Below are 18,016 nucleotides of genomic sequence, written 5' to 3'. Positions count from 1 at the left end.
GAGGTTTGAAATGATACTAAAAACAAAATTATTTGGTAGAGTCTATGAATTTAATAATATCTACGAAGTCATGGGTAAAGCGAACGAGCTAAGATCAGGAGATGAGCTTGCAGGAGTTGCAGCTGAAAGTGCAGAAGAGCGAGTAGCTGCTAAAACAGTTGTTGCGAATCTCCAATTGAAAGATTTCTTTGAAAATCCAGCAGTTCCTTATGAAAAAGATGAAGTTACACGGATTATTATCGATAATGTTAACATGAGAGTTTATGAAGAAATCAAAGAATGGACTGTCTCAGAGTTACGTGAATATATACTGGATTCAAACATAACTAATTATGATATTCGCCGTATCTCTTCTGGCCTAACGTCAGAGATGGTTGCTGCTGTCGCAAAGATTATGACAAACTTAGACCTTATTGTTGGAGCTCAAAAGATAATTATTGAAAAGACTGCCAATACAACTATTGGAAAAAAAGGAACATTTTCTTCCCGTCTTCAACCAAACCATACAACAGATAATATTGATGGTATAATGGCCACAACTATGGAGGGGCTCTCTTATGGTATTGGGGATGCTACGATTGGGATAAATCCAGTAAATGATAATGTAGAATCTACTTATCAAATTTTAAATGAAGTTAATGATTTCATTAATAAATGGGAAATTCCAACTCAACATGTTGTGCTAGCTCATATTACTACTCAGATGAAAGCCATGGAAAAAGGTGCACCAACAGGTTTAGTGTTCCAATCTATTGCGGGTACTGAACGGGCGAATGAAGGCTTTGGTATTGACGCTAAACTGATCGATGAGGCCTATGACATGGCCTTGAAGACAGGCTCAGCGGTAGGGCCAAACTTGATGTATTTTGAAACTGGTCAAGGTTCAGAGTATCCTGATGGCCATCACGGCATTGACCAAGTGACTTTAGAGGCAAGATGTTATGGTTTTGCTAGAAACTGGGATCCATATATTGTAAATACGGTGGTTGGCTTCATTGGACCAGAATACTTATATAATTCTAAGCAAGTAATCCGTGCAGGTTTAGAAGACCACTTCATGGGCAAATTAAGTGGTATTTCAATGGGATGTGATATCTGTTACACCAATCATATGGACTCAGATCAAAATGATTCTGAAAACTTAACAGTTCTTCTAGCAGTGGCGGGAGTAAACTTTATTATTGGTGTTCCGAGTGGGGACGATATTATGCTTAATTATCAGTCAACTGGGTTCCATGAAACAGTGTCAGCTCGGGAACTACTTAATCTTCGCCCAATCAAAGAATTTGAAGAGTGGTGCGAGAAAATGGGAATCCTGGAAGATGGTCGCCTGACTGATCGAGCTGGTGATGCTTCAATCTTCTTAAAGTAATGGTTAAAGTCGGAAAGGAGCAAGTACATTGGAACAAACAGAATTAAAGCAAATGATTAGAGCGATTCTCACTGAGATGGCTTCAGGTAATAACGATGAGATAACAGAAGATGCATCGGGTTTGCAAACTAATTCAAAAGAAACCATTCAAGTTTCAGAACGAGTAACGTATCATCCTGCTGGTTCAACTAACGAAACAGAACAAGTAAAACAAAATAGTGTTTCTGATGAAGTTTTAGATGATATTACCGAGTTAAACATCCGGGAGACCTTCTATGTTGATAATGCTGAAGATGAAGAAGGTTACATGAGAATTAAGCAACACACTCCAGCGCGTCTAGGGATGGGACGTGCAGGAAGTCGATATAAAACACAACCTGTTCTTCGTTTTAGAGCAGACCATGCGGCCGCGCAAGATGCTGTATATTCATATGTTGATGAAGAGCTTATTAAAGATTTAAATTTAGTGCCATTAGAAACTGTTTGTCAAGATAAGGACGAATACTTAAAGCGTCCTGACCTAGGTCGCGTCTTTTCTGAAGAATCAGCGAAAAAAATTAAAGAAGTTGTTCCACAAAATGCAGATGTGGTTGTGGTTGTTGGAGATGGTTTATCTTCTGCGGCAATCGAAGCCAATGTTCGTGACATTCTACCAGCGATTCGACAGGGCTTAAAAACTCATAATCTTGATTTTGGAGATGTATTATTTGTAAAACATTGCCGCGTTCCTGCCATGGATCAAATCGGAGATATTACGAATGCCAATGTCATTTGTATGTTGATTGGAGAACGTCCTGGTTTGGTAACAGCTGAGTCGATGAGTGCCTATATTGCATATCGACCGACAGTTGGAATGCCAGAAGCTGGACGGACAGTTATTTCAAACATTCATGACGGTGGAACACCGGCGGTAGAAGCAGGTGCGTATATTGCAGATATTATTGAACAAATTCTAAAACAGAAAGCATCAGGGACTAGTTTAGAACAATAACGAGGAGGCAACAATCTATGATTAATGATCGTATCAAAGCGAATGTTCTTTCAGTTCGGATGATTCCTAATGTGGATGCAGGTCTAGCTGAAAAACTGAACTTGCAAGATCACCAAAGTAGTATCGGTATTTTAACTTGTGATTCAGATGATGTAACTTACGTAGCTTTAGACGAAGCTACTAAGAAAGCGGCAGTTGATGTAGTATATGGCTCAAGTTTTTATGCTGGAGCAGATAATGCAAATACTGCGTTAGCAGGGGAAGTCATTGGGATTTTAGCTGGGCCATCTCCAGCTGAGGTTCGAGCCGGGTTAGATGCTGCAGTACATTTTATTGAAGAAGAGGCTCATTTCGTAAGTGCTAATGATGATGATTCGGTTATTTATTTCGCGCATAATGTCTCAAGAAGTGGAAGTTATTTATCGGAAATGGCAGAAGTGTCTGAAGGGCAGGCAATTGCCTATCTAATTGCACCTCCATTGGAAGCTGTTTTTGGGGTGGACGCAGCTTTGAAAGCAGCAGACGTCGAAATTAAGGTGTTCTATGAACCACCAACAGAGACTAACTTTGGCGGAGCTTTGCTAACGGGAAGCCAATCTGCTTGTCAAGCAGCCTGTGATGCATTTGCTGAAGCGGTAAAAGCTGTTGCAAGTAACCCATTAGTATATTAAGGGGGAATTTGAATGGCCAACATTGCTCTAGGACTTATTGAAATTAAAGGAAAGCTCTCAGCAATCGTAGCCTGTGATGCTGCTTTAAAGGCGGCAAACGTCCACTTACTTGATAGTCAGAAAATTAAGGGCGGTATTACCACCATCATGGTGTACGGAGATGTGGCCGCTGTACAAGCTGCTGTCGATGCTGGAAAAACGGCGGTTGAACATAGTGGAGCTTTACGCTCAACAAATGTTATCCCCCGTTTAGATGATCAAGTCAAGGAAATGCTGGATAGAGATATTTCTGAACGAAATCAGATGAAGCAGCCTGAGATACACTCAGAGTCATTTTTGGAAAGTCAGCAAGAAATAAATTTAGTTGATAAAAGCGCTGCTGCTGATGATGATTATGACTATGACTATGACTATGACTATGAGATAGAGCGTTCATATAGCACTGAGGATACTCAGGTCACATCGGAAGTGGAAGCCACTGATGAGATATTAGCAGATGATAAAGTTTTGGAAGAAACTCGAGAAAAATATACAAAAGAGGAACTTCATAAACTTAAAGTAACCGAGTTAAGAACATTAGCTTATCGAAGTAATATCGAAAGTTTGAAGAAATCTGAGATTAAATATGCTACGAAGGAACAATTAGTTGATTCATTATTGGCTGAGGGGGTATTAAGGGATGACGAATAAGTACAAAGATCTAGTTTCTATTGAAGAAACAAGAAATCTTCTGGAAAAAGCTCAAAAGGCTCAAAAAGAGCTTGCTCAGAAGAGCCAGGAAGAAATTGATGCAATTATTAAAGTTTTAGCTAAGGCTGCTTACTCTGAAAGAGAGCGATTGGCAAGATTGGCAGTTGAAGAGACTGGATTTGGGAATGTAAGAGATAAATTAATTAAGAATGCTTTCGCTTCTAAAACGGTAGCAGATGCAATGAAAGAAATGAAAACCATTGATGTTATTGAAGAGACAGATACAGTTAAAACTGTTGCTGTTCCCAAAGGAGTAATTGCTGGTTTAGTGCCCTCGACCAATCCTACATCTACTGTTATCTATAAATCACTTATTGCCATCAAGTCTGGAAATGCGATAGTCTTTTCACCGCATCCGTCTGCACTAAAGTGTATTATTGAAACAGCTAAGGTGTTGAATGATGCTGGGCGTGAAATTGGACTACCTGAAGGAACTATTTCTGTCATTGAGAATATCACGATGCAAGCGACAGATGAGCTAATGAAGAATAAGAATACAGATTTAATATTAGCAACAGGTGGGTCTGCAATGGTTAAAGCTGCATACTCATCTGGAACACCAGCAATCGGTGTGGGGCCTGGTAATGGTCCAGCATTTATTCATGGTAGTGCTGACATTCCTACTGCTGTTCGTAGAATCTTTGAATCCAAAACATTTGATAATGGAACAATTTGTGCATCCGAACAATCAATTATTGTTGAAAAGAAAAATAAGCAGAAAGTTAAAGAAGAGTTTGAAAAACTAAATGCTTATTTTTTAAATGAAGAGGAAGCCAAGCAATTAGAGAAATTCTTGCTTAGACCTGATGGTCGTATGAATGCAGTTGTTGTCGGGAAGAAAGCAACAGCAATTGCTGAATTAGCTGGTATCGATGTGCCTGCTAAGACTAATTTACTTCTTGCTGAAGAGACACGCTACGGTGGGCGAGTACCTTATTCTCGTGAAATATTAGCACCGATTCTTGGGTTCTATACCGTAGATACATGGCAAGAAGCATTAGAATTATCTATTAATATTTTATTAATGGAAGGAGCTGGACATACGATGAGTATTCATGCTGAGGATCAAAAGGTTCTCGATGAGTTTTCATTATGCGCTCCAGTTTCTAGACTAGTAGTGAACTCTGGAGCTACATTTGGTGGTATTGGTGCTAGTACTGATATTTTCCCTGCCTTAACATTAGGTTGTGGTTCTATCGGTGGAAGTTCGACGTCCGACAACGTTAGCCCATTGAACTTATTTGATACGCGTTTGATTGCAAAAGGAACAAAAGAATTAGGTGATATTTTAGAAGAAGAGAACTTACTGAATAAAGAATTTGATGATAGTATTAATGACGATAAAATTTCTAAGGATCAATTAATTGATTTATTGGTAGAAAAAGTTTTAGAAAAGCTTCAAGCATAGTATAATTAAAGCGTATTAAAATTTATAAAATATTAGGAGGAAATCATTATGAATAACGCATTAGGAATGATTGAAACTCGTGGTTTAGTAGGGGCAGTTGAAGCTGCTGATGCAATGGTTAAGGCTGCAAACGTACAACTTGTTGGTAAAGAACAAGTGGGTGGGGGTCTAGTTACAGTTATGGTACGTGGTGATGTAGGAGCTGTTAAGGCTGCAACGGATGCTGGAGCTGCAGCAGCTGAGCAAGTTGGAGAATTAATCTCTGTTCATGTTATTCCACGTCCTCATGCTGAAGTTGACGCTATTTTACCATCAATCAACAAAGGTGAATAATAATTTATATATATTCACTCAGTTAAAATTAAAGCACGATATTTTTTATGACTGAGACATTTGTTTGTTTCAGTCATATTTTTTTAGGAAGTGAAGCCATGCAAGTTTTAACAGAACAGAAATTGCGGCAAATTATTAAATCTTCTGCTTATCAAAGTCAACGATCGATCACTTTGCCTGCTGATGTTTTACTGACGCCTTCTGCCAAATCTTTTATTAATGAGCGAAATATCGTTATTCGTATAAATGAGGAGACAATTGAAGGAGCGGAAGAGCTAGATGATATTTCAATAAAAAATTCGAACAAACGTTTTTTTAAACTCTATTATCAGAAATTGAAACTAAATATCATTCAATGTCAACGGAAATATTGGTCTGAGGCAATTTTTGTTGAGAGTTTAAATGAATTACTTGTGTCCTTAGATAAGGTTTATCAAGTAAGCTCGGGTAAAGTGGAATTTAGGGAGTTGACCGAAGATATTACTTATTTTTATGAATCTAATAAGGAAGATATAGGTTTTGAAGATTTAAATATACCTTTAGATTATAAAGCTCCAGAATGGTATTTAGATTTATTAGGCTTACAAAATGAAATAGAAATAGTAGGTTTAAATTTCCAAGATTCTAGAGCAGAACTCATTGAACATTGGCTACTAGATACTGTAAAGTTATTGATATTAAAGTTAATTAGAATGAGGTGAGACCAATCGAAGAGATGATTGACATCGTGGTGCGTAAGGTACAAGAACGCTTAGCTCAAACATTTGATATCGAAGTTAGCGATTCATACGTCCATTTAACCCAAGAAAGTTTAGATTTACTATTTGGTGAAGGACATCATCTGTCTCCTTATAAGTACCTCTCAGAGCGAGGGACATTTCTATCTTATAATCATGTTAGTTTAGTATCGCCGGATGGAGTTTTGAATAAGATTCCTGTTATAGGTCCAGCTCGTACTTATAACGAAGTAGTAATTTCTCAAAGTCAAGCGCTTGAATTAAACTTAGAGGTCCCTATTCGTTTGAATGGAGAGGTGGAAGAAAGCCCGGGGATTTTGGTAGTGGGATCTGCGGGAGAAATTTATCTTGAACAGGGTGTTATTTCAGCTCAAAGACACCTCAGTGTAAAATCAAAAGATGCTGAGAAATTAAAAGTTCATGATGGTCAAAGAGTTAGTGTTTGTGTTGAGGGTGCACGCTCATTAGTTTTCAAGGATGTTCTTTGTAAAGTATCTGAAAACTATAACACGATTTTCCATATTGATGTTGATGAAGGGCATGCATGCGCATACCGTCCCGGTGTTCAAGCTTTTATTATAGAAAGGGGGAAGCTAAATGACTGACTTAGAGCATAAGCTTGATGAGATGGTTGAGCTAGTCTATGCCAAATTGTTAGATAAGATAAATGAAACGAATCTGACAGACGATACCATTAAAACGAAAGATGAAGATATATTAACATATGGCTTCATCGGAGATAACTTAGATTCAGGTATTTGTGAAGTTTTTGATGAACATGGATACATTTATAAAGATTTAAGAGAAGGACATTTAGTTGAGGAGTTAATTATTTGCCAGCTTCCTTTCTTATCACTTCCAAGATTAGCTCAGTTACTAGCGGTAAATGAGGAAGAAAGAATTATACTTGAACATTTAAATCATGATAAAAATATTATTTTGCTTAAATCAGGGTTACCACTTCTAAATAGAATTAACAACAGACATTTACGGATTAAATATCAGGGTTATGTCAATGAATTAAGTCGTCTTGGCATTAAAATTCAAGATAGAGTAAGTCAGAATCAGTTTAAAGATATTAAAATATCTAGTAGTGAACGACTTCCTATAAAGAAACTTATTACTTATGAAGATGTCCAAAAGATGGATTTTCCTTCGAATACCTTGGTAGTAAATCCAAAAGTAATTATAACCGCTCTTGCTCAAGACTATTTAAAAACAAAACAAATTAAGATTGAAAGAAGAGTGTGATTAGTATGATTTTAGCAAAAGTTGTGGGGAACCTATGGGCAACTCGTAAAGACGAAAAATTAAATGGATTAAAATTGATGGTTTGCCAAAGACGGTTGCAAGAAGAAGTATATGACGATAAGTTGATTGTAGCAGCAGATAATGCCGGAGCTGGTGTAGGTGATCATGTTTTGATAACTACCGGGAGTTCTGCGAGGATTTCTTTTGCAAGAGATAATATTCCAGCAGATATGGTAATTGTTGGAATTATAGATAAGGTAGATTTTGCAGAGTAGTGAAGGTGATTTGAAGGGAGATAAATATGAGTATTAATGAAATTATTCTATGGATAATGGCCGTAATAATGATTTTAGGCGCTGTCGACAAAATTGCTGGAGGACGATTTGGTCTAGGAGATAAATTTGATGAAGGCATCATGGCCATGGGGTCATTGATGCTATCTATGGCAGGTATCTTGGTTCTTGCACCGAAACTTGCAGAATGGCTCAGTCCGATTCTCGTGCCGGTATTCAAGTTCTTTGGCGCGGATCCTGCTATGTTTGCTGGTTCACTGTTAGCTAATGATATGGGAGCTTATTTCTTAGCGCAAGAGCTTACAGCGGATCCTAAGATTGTTAATTTCTCAGGTTTAATTCTTGGTGCAACATTGGGAGCAACTATAGTATTTACTATCCCCGTGGGCTTAGGAGCCATTGAAGAAAGAGATCGTTCGTATTTTGCCAGGGGTATTCTGAGTGGAATCATTACAGTGCCTATAGGTGCATTTGTTGGAGGGGTAATGCTCGGCTTAGACATTGTTACCACTTTTAAGAATTTACTTCCAATTATTATTCTTGCTTTAGTCATCGCAATTGGCCTTGCTCTAGCCGCAAATGCGGTTATCAAAATTTTTATTGTTTTTGGTCGAATTGTTGAAGCGATTGCCACCATCGGACTGGCAATTGGAGGCCTAGAATTATTGACTGGGGTAAAATTTTTTGAAAATCAAGAGAGTATTGGTGTAGCATTTGAGACAGTTGGGGGTATTGCAGTGACCTTGGCGGGAGCTTATGGATTAGTGTATCTCATTACTAAATTCTTCCAAAAACCACTTCTCGCAGTTGGCGACAAATTGGGTATGAATGAAGTTGCAGCGGCCGGTCTAATTGCATCATTGGCAAACAATATTGCAATGTTTGGAACCATGGATCGAATGGATAATCGAGGGAAAGTCATTAATACTGCTTTTGCGGTGTCTGCATCCTTTACAATTGGTGACCATTTAGGATTTACAGGGGGAGTCGCACCAAATGTAATATTTCCTATGATTATTGCTAAGCTAGTAGGCGGTATTACGGCAATTATGGTTGCTATGTTTTTCTTACGTAATGAAAAGACTACAACGATATAGGCATTACTATGATAAACCCATGTAGTCTTTCCTATGAATTAAATACAAATGTGACGTTGTCGAATCGACTAGTGTTTGCACCAGTGACAACGAATTCTGCTAACGAGGATGGTTCTATTTCGGATAAAGATTTTCACTTTTATGATACTGTGGCCAATGGCTACGGCATGGTAATAGTTGGTTCGCATGCGGTATCTAGTTTGGGTGAGGGCTTTAAACAAAGCTGGAATACTTACAATGACAAAAATATTTTAGGATTAAGACGCCTGGCGAGGTTATTACATTCAAAGGGTACGAAGGCAGTATTGCAGCTTTATCATGCAGGCCGCATGGCTATGCCAGACTATATTAATGGTTCTCAGCCTGTAGCACCTAGCTCAATTAAAGCTTTACGAGAGTATGCTTCTTATCCATTAACGCTTTCTGATAGTGAAATTGAACAAATTATGACTGATTTTTGTTTAGGTGTTCAGATGGCTTTGAATGCAGGATTTGATGGAGTGGAGTTGCAAGGTGGTAACACATTTCTGGTTCAACAATTCTACTCTCCTCACTCGAATCGACGGTCTGATCAGTGGGGTGGAAGTCGTGAAGCACGTATGACTTTTGTTTTGAGATTGCTGGAAAAAATCCAAGAGTTACTCATCAGAGAAAACAGAGAAGATTTTATTGTTGGTTATCGTTTCTCCCCAGAAGAATATGAAAAGCCTGGAATAAGAATTGATAGCACAAAATATTTGCTTAAGCGACTTGATTCTAATGTACTGAGTTATTACCATATTTCATTATCACATTATAAAAAGAAGTCTCAAGAGGGCGTAACTTTTCTTGAAGAAATTAGAAAATGGGATCTTTCGACTCCTGTTATCTTTTGTGGTCAAATTCAGGGTAAGGAAGACTTGGAAGTAGTTTTAGAGAAATATCCATTAGTCTCTGTGGCTCGAGCTGGAATTGAAAATTCATCATGGGCTTTGCAGACTGGGAGATAATACATATTATTTTCGGCTGATATTTGGTTAGCTAAGATTATTCAATAACTAATTATAAGGAGGATATTATATTGTGAAGCAAGAATCTATAGAAATATTCAAAAAAGCGCATGCTATTGTCAATCAAAAAGATTATACAAAACCTGAAATGTCGGATAAAATCTATGCAGGCATTGATGTAGGAACATCCTCCTTAGTCTTAGTTATTCTTAACGATAAAAAAACACCACTATATGTTGGCTTACAAGAGGCAAATGTGGTTCGGGATGGTCTTTTAGTGAATTATAGTGAAGCTATAAGTATTTACCGAAAACTCTTGGCAGAAGCTGAAGCAATCTTGAATCGTCCGATTCAAGTCATGTCAGGGTCTGTACCCCCAGGCACAGTTGGCAATAATAAATCTGTCATCAGTAATATTATTCAAGATTTAGGGATAGAAGTTGATCAAATTATTGATGAGCCTGTAGCAGCAAGCTTGGCATTGGATATTCAAAATGGACATATTATAGATGTTGGTGGAGGCACAACAGGTATAGCGACCATTGTTGATGGAAGACTTGTACATGTATTAGATGAAGCTACCGGAGGACACCATTTGTCCCTTGTGATATCTGGTAATCAAGGTATAAGACTTGAAGAGGCAGAACAATTCAAGCGTAAACATGCCGAAGAGAGTGAATTGCTAGCAATTGTTCGTCCAGTAATTGAAAAGATTGGGCATATTGCTGAGCAGGCAATCATTGCAAGTCAAGCTCCTAATGATTTGTCTATTTATTTAGTGGGAGGAGCCAGTCGTATTAGAGGCTTTGAATCTGTATTGGAGAAGTATTTGAATCGTAAAGTTATCAAGGCCATTCACCCAGAATTAGTGACACCTATTGGAATAGCATTGAGTAATCGAAATTAGTGATATTTGAAGGAGGTTATTATGATAAATAAACTTGCCCAGAAGATTCAAGGGAAACAGGTAAGCATCGTATATCCTGAAGCAACTGATGAAAGGATATTGAAAGCTGTCAGTCGCTTATATCAAGAAAATCTTATTCAACCAATATTAATTGGGGACGAAGAAGAGATCAATATAGCAGGCCGTAAATATGGAGTTTCCGTAGACAATATGCAAATCTACAATCCTAATACATATGCTGACTTTGATAGTATGGTTGAAGCATTTGTTGCTAGACGAAATGGTAAGACAACAGAAAATCAAGCACGAGGAATTTTGAGAGATAAAGCATATTTCGGAACAATGCTCGTTTATCAAGGCATAGCAGATGGAATGGTCTGTGGTGCAGTTTATACTACAGGTGATACAGTGCGCCCTGCCTTACAAATAATTAAAACGCGTGAAGGTGTACAATTAATTAGTGGTGCATTTCTTATGTTAAATCCGGATAATAATGGAGAAAATTATATCATGTCAGATTGTGCTATTAATATTAACCCTAATGCACAACAGTTGGCTGAAATTGCTGTCGAAACAGCTAAAACGGCCGAATTATTTGGCTTAGTCCCACGTATTGCAATGCTAAGTTTTTCTTCAAAAGGTTCAGCAAATTCTCCTGAAGTGGATAAAGTGGTTGAAGCAACAAAAATTGCTCAACAAATCGCTCCTAATTTAAAGATTGATGGTGAACTTCAATTGGATGCAGCAATCGTACCAAGTGTAGGGAAAAGTAAGGCAAAAGATTCTGAGGTAGCTGGGCAAGCCAATGTCTTAATATTCCCCGATTTACAATCAGGTAATATTGGCTATAAAATCGGTCAACGCTTCGGAAACTATCAAGCTATTGGGCCAATTCTTCAAGGCCTACAAAAGCCGATTTCTGACTTGTCTAGAGGGTGTAATATTGAAGATGTGTATAATATTTCTATTGTAACTGCGAGTCAAAGTCTCCAAGATTCTAAGCAGAATAATTATAGTCATCTTAGTGAGGATGAGCTTAAGAAATTGATTCGTGAAGTCATACGTGAGGTTTTCAGTGATCTAGTGAGTTAGTAGTAATGGAGAGTCTCATGCTAAAATCAATTATCTTGTTTTTCCAATTTTTTACAGTGATTCCTATTAATTATCAGATTAATGATGTAAATGAGACGATGCGAGGAGGCGTCCAGTATTTAGGATTATTCGGTTTATTGTATGGGAGTATCCTCGCGATAATTTATAGTATTCTGCGCATTTTTATCACGATTGAAGGGGCTTGGCTTTTAACATTGTTCGTTGATGTACTTTTAACGAACGGTTTTCATCATGATGGCTTCGCAGATATGGCAGATGGTATGTTTTCATCTAGACCCAGGGAACGTATTCTAGAGATTATGAAAGACTCTCGAATGGGGAGTAATGGTACAATAGCTTTAATCTTTTACTTTATGATTTTATGGCAGTTTGGCTCTGCTGATTTAGCTAATAGAGTAACTTTATTACATGAGGCCCTTATTGTGATGAGTTATGGGTTAGTTGTACGTGGAGGATTAAGTCTTTGTTATTATAAAGTGACTTATGTGAGCCAAAGTAAAAGTGGACTAGGATCCTATTTTGAAGGAATGCAAAATTGGCAAATATTTCTTGTTCAGGTAACTGTAAGTTTATTTTTATTTTTAGCAATTGACTGGCAAGCATTAGTAGCTTATTTGCTAGCTGCCTTTTCAACCTTAATTTATCGCCAGCTTATATATAGAAAGATTGGCGGAATGAATGGAGATACAATGGGAGCAGGCGCTATCTTTTGTCAAATACTTTATGCGATTTTCCAAGGTGTTCTAGCATGAAAGTATATTTATGTCGGCATGGGCAAACAGATATGAATGCTCAACGAAAATTTTATGGCAGGTTAGACGTATCTTTAAATGATTTAGGTCGAGAACAAGCTAGACAAATAGGAAAACAGATGGCAAATGATAGCTTAACTATTCGAAAAGTTGTCACCTCTGGATTAAGGCGCACTAAAGAAACTGCTGAAGAAATTCTAGATAGTTATGGTCAGTTATGTTTGCATATGGAGAGTTATAATGCTTTAAATGAAATAGACTTTGGAACTTGGGAAGGGTTAAGTGCAGATGACATTGAAAGAAGAGATTATAATCACTGGTGGGCGTATATTGAAGCTCCACTTAATACTCAGTTTCCCGAAGGTGAAGAACATAAGACATTTCGTTTGCGAGTTGAAGAATGTCTGTCAAAGATAGAGTTCGTTGAGGGGACACTATTAGTTGGTCATTTAGGTGTGTTGAGAATTTTTATGCAGTATTATAATCTAAGTGATGAGAATTATTTCTCGATTGATATACCTCAAGGAGAGTATATCTGTGTAGAATTATTTAAGTAAATAGTTGAACACGATGGAAGTTTGGTGAAATTCCAACACGGTCCCGCCACTGTAAACATCCGCTTTGGATGGAGTCAGATCTTTCGTAAGCATCCGGCTCTTATCCGAGGCAGATAAGAAGCTATTTCTGATGATATTATGACTGAATGATGCGAAACGGTGCCTCAGGGTACCGTTTTTTTGATTTGAAAGTAGGTGAAGTGTTTGCAAGGGGAAATATTAAGTGTTAAAGTCCCTGCCCATTGTGGTGAGTTAGTTGAAGGAAATGATGGTGCACATCATTTCTTGGCAAGTTATGGTGTGGATTTATATAGTCAAGTGTCTATTCAACAAGGACAAACGAAGCAACAGCTTAATGGTGATAAATCACGAACTTTGTTAGCTAGTATGGAAGAACAGTATGGAATCTCCTGTGAAGGGCTTTCTTTATCAATGATGAGTGAGATACCGGTTGGTAAAGGAATGGCAAGTTCTTCTGCAGATTTATCAGGTTTAATTGTTGCATTAAATGAATGGTTTCAATTGAATTTATCTAGAGAAGAGATGTTTAAAATTTTAACAGAAATTGAACCAAGTGATAGTAATCTCCTTGCTCCTCTGACTTTGATTGATTTTATGCAGGGTGATATATTGGGGCAGTTTTTAGCTGTGTCAGAAATGGATTTATTGATATTGCTATTGGATGAAGAAATTGATACGTATCAATTCTATCAGAAAAATCAATACAAGGATTTTATAACGTATCAAACATTGTTAAGTGATTTTATCAATGCTTGTCAGTCACAAAATATATCTCGTATTGCAGAATTAGCTTATCAATCTGCCTGGCTGAGCGGAGTAAAATATCCATACCTTGAATCTTTCTATAAGCTAAGAAAACATACTGGTTTTTTTGGTCTGAATATTGCTCATTCTGGAACGACATTGAGTTTATGGTATGATGGTGAAATCTTGCCACGAGAGAACTTAGAGGCATTGGTTAATGATATTGACAGAGATCATCTTTATGGGTGTGTAATGCCTCAGAGAATTACGAATACAGGAATTCAAATCGAATGGGGAAATAACAATGCATGAGAGAATAATCTTTATTGTAATTGCTTATTGCTTAGATTTATGTATAGGAGACCCCTACAGTTGGCCTCATCCTGTTAAACTAATGGGCAATTATATTGTTGCTTATCAGCGATGGACTTTATTTCGCTATCGTTCGCCCTCAATCCAGTTTTGTCTAGGAATTATTTTATGGTTGAGTATGGTTAGCTTAACTGTTGTTATAAGTGCGATACTACTTTATTTTGCAAATTGGTTACATGCTGGTTTAGGTATCCTTGTAGAAATATATATCATTTATAGTTGTTTCAGTGTTAAATCCTTGGCTTATGAAGCAAGAAAAGTTGCCGCTACTCTGGAGACTGAGGGGTTAGATGCTGGATGCCATCAGGTAAGTCGCATTGTTGGTCGGGAGACTCAGAGGCTTACGGAAGAAGGTGTAATTCATGCGACAGTCGAAACGGTGGCAGAGAATACATCTGATGGCTTCATTGCCCCGTTGCTATATGTATTATTGCTTGGTCCTATTGGAGGTTTGGTTTACAAAGCTGTTAATACATTAGACTCGATGGTTGCTTATCGAAATGAAACTTTTGAACATTTCGGTAAATTTTCTGCTTGGATGGATGATTTATTTAATTATGTACCTGCTCGAATTACTGGGCTTTTGATAGTTGTATCAAGTTTTTTGATTTCATTAGATGGGATGCAGGCTTGGCGAATAATGAAACGTGACCATGCTAAACATAAAAGTCCTAATGCAGGTTATCCAGAGGCTGCCATTGCAGGAGCCTTAGGTATACAGTTGGGCGGGGGACATTATTATCATGGTCAATGGGTTGAAAAGCCAACGATTGGTGATACAATTAGAAATTCCCAAACTGAAGATATCACTCAAACGATTCGGATTTTATATATAACTTCAGCATTAGCTATAATATTTGTTATAATTCTATTTTTTATTTTAGGAGGATGATATGATGGGTAGAACATTAATGATTCAAGGAACGGCATCAGATTCTGGGAAGACTTCGGTTGTTTCAGCTCTTTGTCGACATTTTCAACAGGAAGGTAAGAAGATTTTTCCTTTTAAATCTCAGAATATGAATAGCCAGTCCTATATGACGGAAAAAGGAGAAGAAATAGCATATTCGCAAGCGATACAAGCATTTGCAGCGAAACTTCCTGTCGATGTGCGGATGAATCCTATTTTGATGAAGCCAACAAGTGATACGGGTTCGAATATCATCTTTAATGGGAATTTATTAGGACATTACAGTGCGCGAGAGTATTTTGAAATGAAGCCAAAGTTAAAAGGTGAATTAGCAAAAGTAGTTGATGAATTGAAGGATACTTATGATTTAGTGATTATTGAAGGAGCAGGCAGTCCAGCAGAAATTAACTTAAATCAAAATGATATAGTCAATATGGGTATGGCTGAAATTGCTGATGCTCCAGTAATTATTGTTGCAGATATTGACTTAGGAGGGGTTTTTGCATCTATTTATGGAACTCTAGCCTTGTTGCCAGAAGGTAGTCGAAGTCGAGTTAAGGGTATTATTATTAATAAATTCCGAGGGGATATTAGTCTGTTACAAAGTGGTTTGGACCAAATTGAAGAATTAACTGGTATACCAGTCATTGGTGTTTTACCTTATCACGACTATCGGTTGAAAGCAGAGGATAATTTAGAAATGGAAGCTAATTTTGATGGTCTAGCAGAACTGTTCCGCGAACATGTCGATATGAATGCCATTGAGCGCATCATTGATGAAGGAGCTTAATATGGGGAAATTAATTCTAATAACAGGTGGGGCCAAAAGTGGGAAGTCTAGTGAGGCAGAGCGGCAAATTGTCGCAGCACAGCTTAATCCAGTAGCTTATGTTGCAACACAAAGTAGAGCTTTTATGGATAGTGAAATGGAATACAAAATACGCAAACATCAAGAAAGTCGACCAGAAAACTGGATAACGTTTGAGGAGTATATAAAAGTCGCAGCGTTACTTGAAAGTTTAGAGGGCTATCAGGCAGTATTGATTGATTGTGTGACACTCTGGATAACGAATCAGTTATTTTATTTTATTGATCAATCAGGCTATGATCATGAGTATAGCGAATATTCAAAAGAACAACTTGAAGCCATTGAGGGGTATCTTCTAAAAGAATTAAATCAAATTTTCCAAGCTATCGACAAGAGTCAGGCTAGTTTTTGGCTTGTCTCAAATGAAGTTGGACTAGGTATCGTTCCAGAATCAGCTTTGAGTCGTTTATTCCGAAGTTATCAAGGTTTAATTAACCAAGCTATAGCTGAACAAGCTGATGAGGTTTATTTCAGTATTGCTGGTATTCCTGTGCAAATAAAATAACTGGCGTAGAGCTAGAAAAACCAGCGTGTATTTATTGTGATACGCTGGTTTAAATTATTTATTGATACGCCTTGAAATAACTCGTACTATCTTGCTCAGATAGGCGTCGGAATTCATCCCGGGTCTCTTGAGGTAAGGAGCCACCGAAGTCCATGAACTCAACAAGGTCTTTAAAGGCCTTGTGGGGAATGGCTAAGTCCTCCAATTCTTCAAGGCTGACACCTAGGTCAATGGCGTCTTCTTGACCTGCTGCAAGTTTCTGAACGAAGTCGGGTTCTGTTACAAAGACGGAGGACATACCAACCATATCCGCTTGACCTAAGGCTTCCAGGGCTTTGTCTGGAGAATTAATGCCACCCGTTGCGATGAGGGGAACGCGACCATTAAGGTGCTCGTAGACAACTTCGTTGACTAAACGGCCTTTATGTTGACCTTCGCGAACTGTTTCGCGGAAGATATCATGGCCCCAGCTGGCTAAAGCGACGTATTGTAGGTCGCCTGCTTCAAGCAGCCAGTCGATATATTGATTGAAATCGTCGACCGTATAGCCAACGTCGGCCCCGCGGGTCTCTTCGGGGGTTCCGCGGAAACCGAGTATGAAGTCTTTCTTATGGCTATTATCAATAGCTTCTTGGGCCGCTCGGACTATTTCAATCCCGAAGCGGGCTCGGTTTTCGAGGATACCACCCCATTCATCCTCACGCTGATTGGAGAAAGTTGAGAAGAATTGTTGCGGGAGCAGTCTCTGGGCGTTGGAAATTTCCACACCGTCAAACCCTGCTTCAATTGCTCGGCGGGTTGCTTCGCCGTATTGCTGGATGACGTGTTCAATCTTGCGTTGTGACATTTCTAAGACATCGTGTTCCATAGGAGATTTCAGGCGCATGTAACTTGGGCCGTATACGACACCGTAGTCTTTTAAGGACACTTTGGCGAAGCGCCCAGCATGGGTCAATTGCAAGATAGCTTTTGCACCGCCGGCTTTCATTGATTCGGCCAGCTTGGATAGGCCATAGATGAAGGAGTCATCGCGGACACTTGGACCAAACTCGAAGAGTTGGGCATAGTCTTCAATATAGGCAGCCGTTGTTACTTGCAAGGGGGCCGATTTGCTGCGCCGTTCTGCGTAGCGGGTCTCTTCTTCTGTCACGTAGCCTTCGGCCGTGGAGGCATTCGTGGTAATAGGATTTAAAGTGAAACGGTTGGCTAATTGAATGCCATTGGGTAGGGTAAGGGGCTCAAAGAGTGGTTGATATTTGGGATTCATAGGGACCTCCTAAGCGTTTTTTTCAGTATAACATAGTGCTAGAAAGGGAACAAACAAGATGTTGAAGACGGTAAAGCAGATAATAAGCTCAAAAACTTCCTTTCAAAA

At 38.3% G+C, this 18,016-nt stretch carries 21 protein-coding genes and 1 riboswitch; of the genes, 20 read left to right on the top strand and 1 reads right to left on the bottom strand.

Features of this window, described 5'->3' with window-relative positions:
• Nucleotides 1-10: 10 nt before the first annotated feature.
• The 20 genes from CL176_RS08900 to cobU all read left to right on the top strand — a co-directional run bounded on the left by CL176_RS08900 (nucleotide 11) and on the right by cobU (nucleotide 16,641).
• On the top strand, nucleotides 11-1,372 hold the full coding sequence (locus CL176_RS08900) for an ethanolamine ammonia-lyase subunit EutB (RefSeq protein ID WP_118990996.1): 1,362 nt from the start codon (nucleotides 11-13) through the stop codon (nucleotides 1,370-1,372).
• 28 nt (nucleotides 1,373-1,400) lie between these two features.
• Nucleotides 1,401-2,363 (top strand): ethanolamine ammonia-lyase subunit EutC, encoded by a 963-nt coding sequence (gene eutC, locus CL176_RS08895; protein ID WP_118990995.1) that lies wholly within the window; start codon nucleotides 1,401-1,403, stop codon nucleotides 2,361-2,363.
• Nucleotides 2,364-2,380: 17 nt separating this feature from the next.
• On the top strand, nucleotides 2,381-3,034 hold the full coding sequence (gene eutL / locus CL176_RS08890) for an ethanolamine utilization microcompartment protein EutL (RefSeq protein ID WP_118990994.1): 654 nt from the start codon (nucleotides 2,381-2,383) through the stop codon (nucleotides 3,032-3,034).
• Nucleotides 3,035-3,046: 12 nt separating this feature from the next.
• A complete protein-coding gene (locus CL176_RS08885; protein WP_118990993.1) occupies nucleotides 3,047-3,724 on the top strand; it encodes a BMC domain-containing protein in 678 nt (225 codons plus the stop codon).
• A complete protein-coding gene (locus CL176_RS08880) occupies nucleotides 3,714-5,192 on the top strand; it encodes an acetaldehyde dehydrogenase (acetylating) (protein ID WP_118990992.1) in 1,479 nt (492 codons plus the stop codon). Before CL176_RS08885 ends, CL176_RS08880 begins: the two co-directional genes overlap by 11 nt.
• A gap of 48 nt (nucleotides 5,193-5,240) precedes the next feature.
• Nucleotides 5,241-5,525, top strand: coding sequence for an ethanolamine utilization microcompartment protein EutM (eutM, locus tag CL176_RS08875; protein WP_162890917.1), 285 nt, complete (start codon nucleotides 5,241-5,243; stop codon nucleotides 5,523-5,525).
• Nucleotides 5,526-5,623: 98 nt separating this feature from the next.
• Nucleotides 5,624-6,226 (top strand): hypothetical protein, encoded by a 603-nt coding sequence (locus CL176_RS08870; RefSeq protein WP_118990990.1) that lies wholly within the window; start codon nucleotides 5,624-5,626, stop codon nucleotides 6,224-6,226.
• A gap of 14 nt (nucleotides 6,227-6,240) precedes the next feature.
• Nucleotides 6,241-6,867 (top strand): PduL/EutD family phosphate acyltransferase, encoded by a 627-nt coding sequence (locus CL176_RS08865; RefSeq protein ID WP_118990989.1) that lies wholly within the window; start codon nucleotides 6,241-6,243, stop codon nucleotides 6,865-6,867.
• Nucleotides 6,860-7,513 (top strand): hypothetical protein, encoded by a 654-nt coding sequence (locus CL176_RS08860; RefSeq protein WP_118990988.1) that lies wholly within the window; start codon nucleotides 6,860-6,862, stop codon nucleotides 7,511-7,513. The genes CL176_RS08865 and CL176_RS08860 overlap by 8 nt, the downstream gene beginning before the upstream one ends.
• 5 nt (nucleotides 7,514-7,518) lie before the next feature.
• Complete coding sequence (locus CL176_RS08855) at nucleotides 7,519-7,788, top strand: EutN/CcmL family microcompartment protein (RefSeq protein ID WP_118990987.1); 270 nt, start codon at nucleotides 7,519-7,521, stop codon at nucleotides 7,786-7,788.
• 26 nt (nucleotides 7,789-7,814) lie between these two features.
• A complete protein-coding gene (gene eutH, locus CL176_RS08850; protein WP_118990986.1) occupies nucleotides 7,815-8,903 on the top strand; it encodes an ethanolamine utilization protein EutH in 1,089 nt (362 codons plus the stop codon).
• Nucleotides 8,904-8,911: 8 nt separating this feature from the next.
• Nucleotides 8,912-9,892, top strand: a complete 981-nt coding sequence (locus CL176_RS08845) for an oxidoreductase (RefSeq protein ID WP_118990985.1) — start codon at nucleotides 8,912-8,914, stop codon at nucleotides 9,890-9,892.
• Nucleotides 9,893-9,965: 73 nt separating this feature from the next.
• The gene (eutJ, locus tag CL176_RS08840) at nucleotides 9,966-10,799 is read left to right on the top strand and encodes an ethanolamine utilization protein EutJ (protein WP_162890915.1); all 834 of its coding nucleotides are present in this window, start codon (nucleotides 9,966-9,968) and stop codon (nucleotides 10,797-10,799) included.
• Nucleotides 10,800-10,820: 21 nt separating this feature from the next.
• Nucleotides 10,821-11,891 carry a phosphate acetyltransferase gene (pta, locus tag CL176_RS08835; RefSeq protein ID WP_118990983.1) on the top strand — a complete coding sequence of 357 codons (1,071 nt, stop codon included), beginning with the start codon at nucleotides 10,821-10,823 and terminating at the stop codon, nucleotides 11,889-11,891.
• A 17-nt stretch (nucleotides 11,892-11,908) separates the two neighbouring features.
• The gene (gene cobS / locus CL176_RS08830) at nucleotides 11,909-12,664 is read left to right on the top strand and encodes an adenosylcobinamide-GDP ribazoletransferase (RefSeq protein WP_162890914.1); all 756 of its coding nucleotides are present in this window, start codon (nucleotides 11,909-11,911) and stop codon (nucleotides 12,662-12,664) included.
• Nucleotides 12,661-13,221, top strand: a complete 561-nt coding sequence (locus CL176_RS08825) for a histidine phosphatase family protein (RefSeq protein WP_162890913.1) — start codon at nucleotides 12,661-12,663, stop codon at nucleotides 13,219-13,221. The genes cobS and CL176_RS08825 overlap by 4 nt, the downstream gene beginning before the upstream one ends.
• A riboswitch (adenosylcobalamin (AdoCbl) riboswitch) is annotated at nucleotides 13,212-13,347 on the top strand. It overlaps the preceding gene by 10 nt.
• Nucleotides 13,348-13,425: 78 nt before the next feature.
• Complete coding sequence (locus tag CL176_RS08820) at nucleotides 13,426-14,298, top strand: GHMP family kinase ATP-binding protein (RefSeq protein WP_118990981.1); 873 nt, start codon at nucleotides 13,426-13,428, stop codon at nucleotides 14,296-14,298.
• A complete protein-coding gene (gene cbiB, locus CL176_RS08815) occupies nucleotides 14,291-15,250 on the top strand; it encodes an adenosylcobinamide-phosphate synthase CbiB (RefSeq protein WP_118990980.1) in 960 nt (319 codons plus the stop codon). The genes CL176_RS08820 and cbiB overlap by 8 nt, the downstream gene beginning before the upstream one ends.
• Before the next feature lie 4 nt (nucleotides 15,251-15,254).
• Complete coding sequence (locus CL176_RS08810; RefSeq protein ID WP_162890912.1) at nucleotides 15,255-16,058, top strand: cobyric acid synthase; 804 nt, start codon at nucleotides 15,255-15,257, stop codon at nucleotides 16,056-16,058.
• Nucleotide 16,059: 1 nt separating this feature from the next.
• A complete protein-coding gene (gene cobU, locus CL176_RS08805) occupies nucleotides 16,060-16,641 on the top strand; it encodes a bifunctional adenosylcobinamide kinase/adenosylcobinamide-phosphate guanylyltransferase (protein ID WP_162890911.1) in 582 nt (193 codons plus the stop codon).
• 58 nt (nucleotides 16,642-16,699) lie between these two features.
• Here cobU and CL176_RS08800 read toward each other — a convergent pair whose 3' ends face one another.
• The gene (locus CL176_RS08800; RefSeq protein WP_118990977.1) at nucleotides 16,700-17,908 is read right to left on the bottom strand and encodes an NADH-dependent flavin oxidoreductase; all 1,209 of its coding nucleotides are present in this window, start codon (nucleotides 17,906-17,908) and stop codon (nucleotides 16,700-16,702) included.
• Between the last annotated feature and the right edge of the window lie 108 nt (nucleotides 17,909-18,016).

Source organism: Suicoccus acidiformans (genome assembly GCF_003546865.1).
Taxonomy (GTDB): Bacteria; Bacillota; Bacilli; order Lactobacillales; family Aerococcaceae; genus Suicoccus; species Suicoccus acidiformans.
The sequence above is the reverse complement of the archived record's forward strand: the minus strand, read 5'-3'. Positions and strand labels throughout refer to the sequence as shown.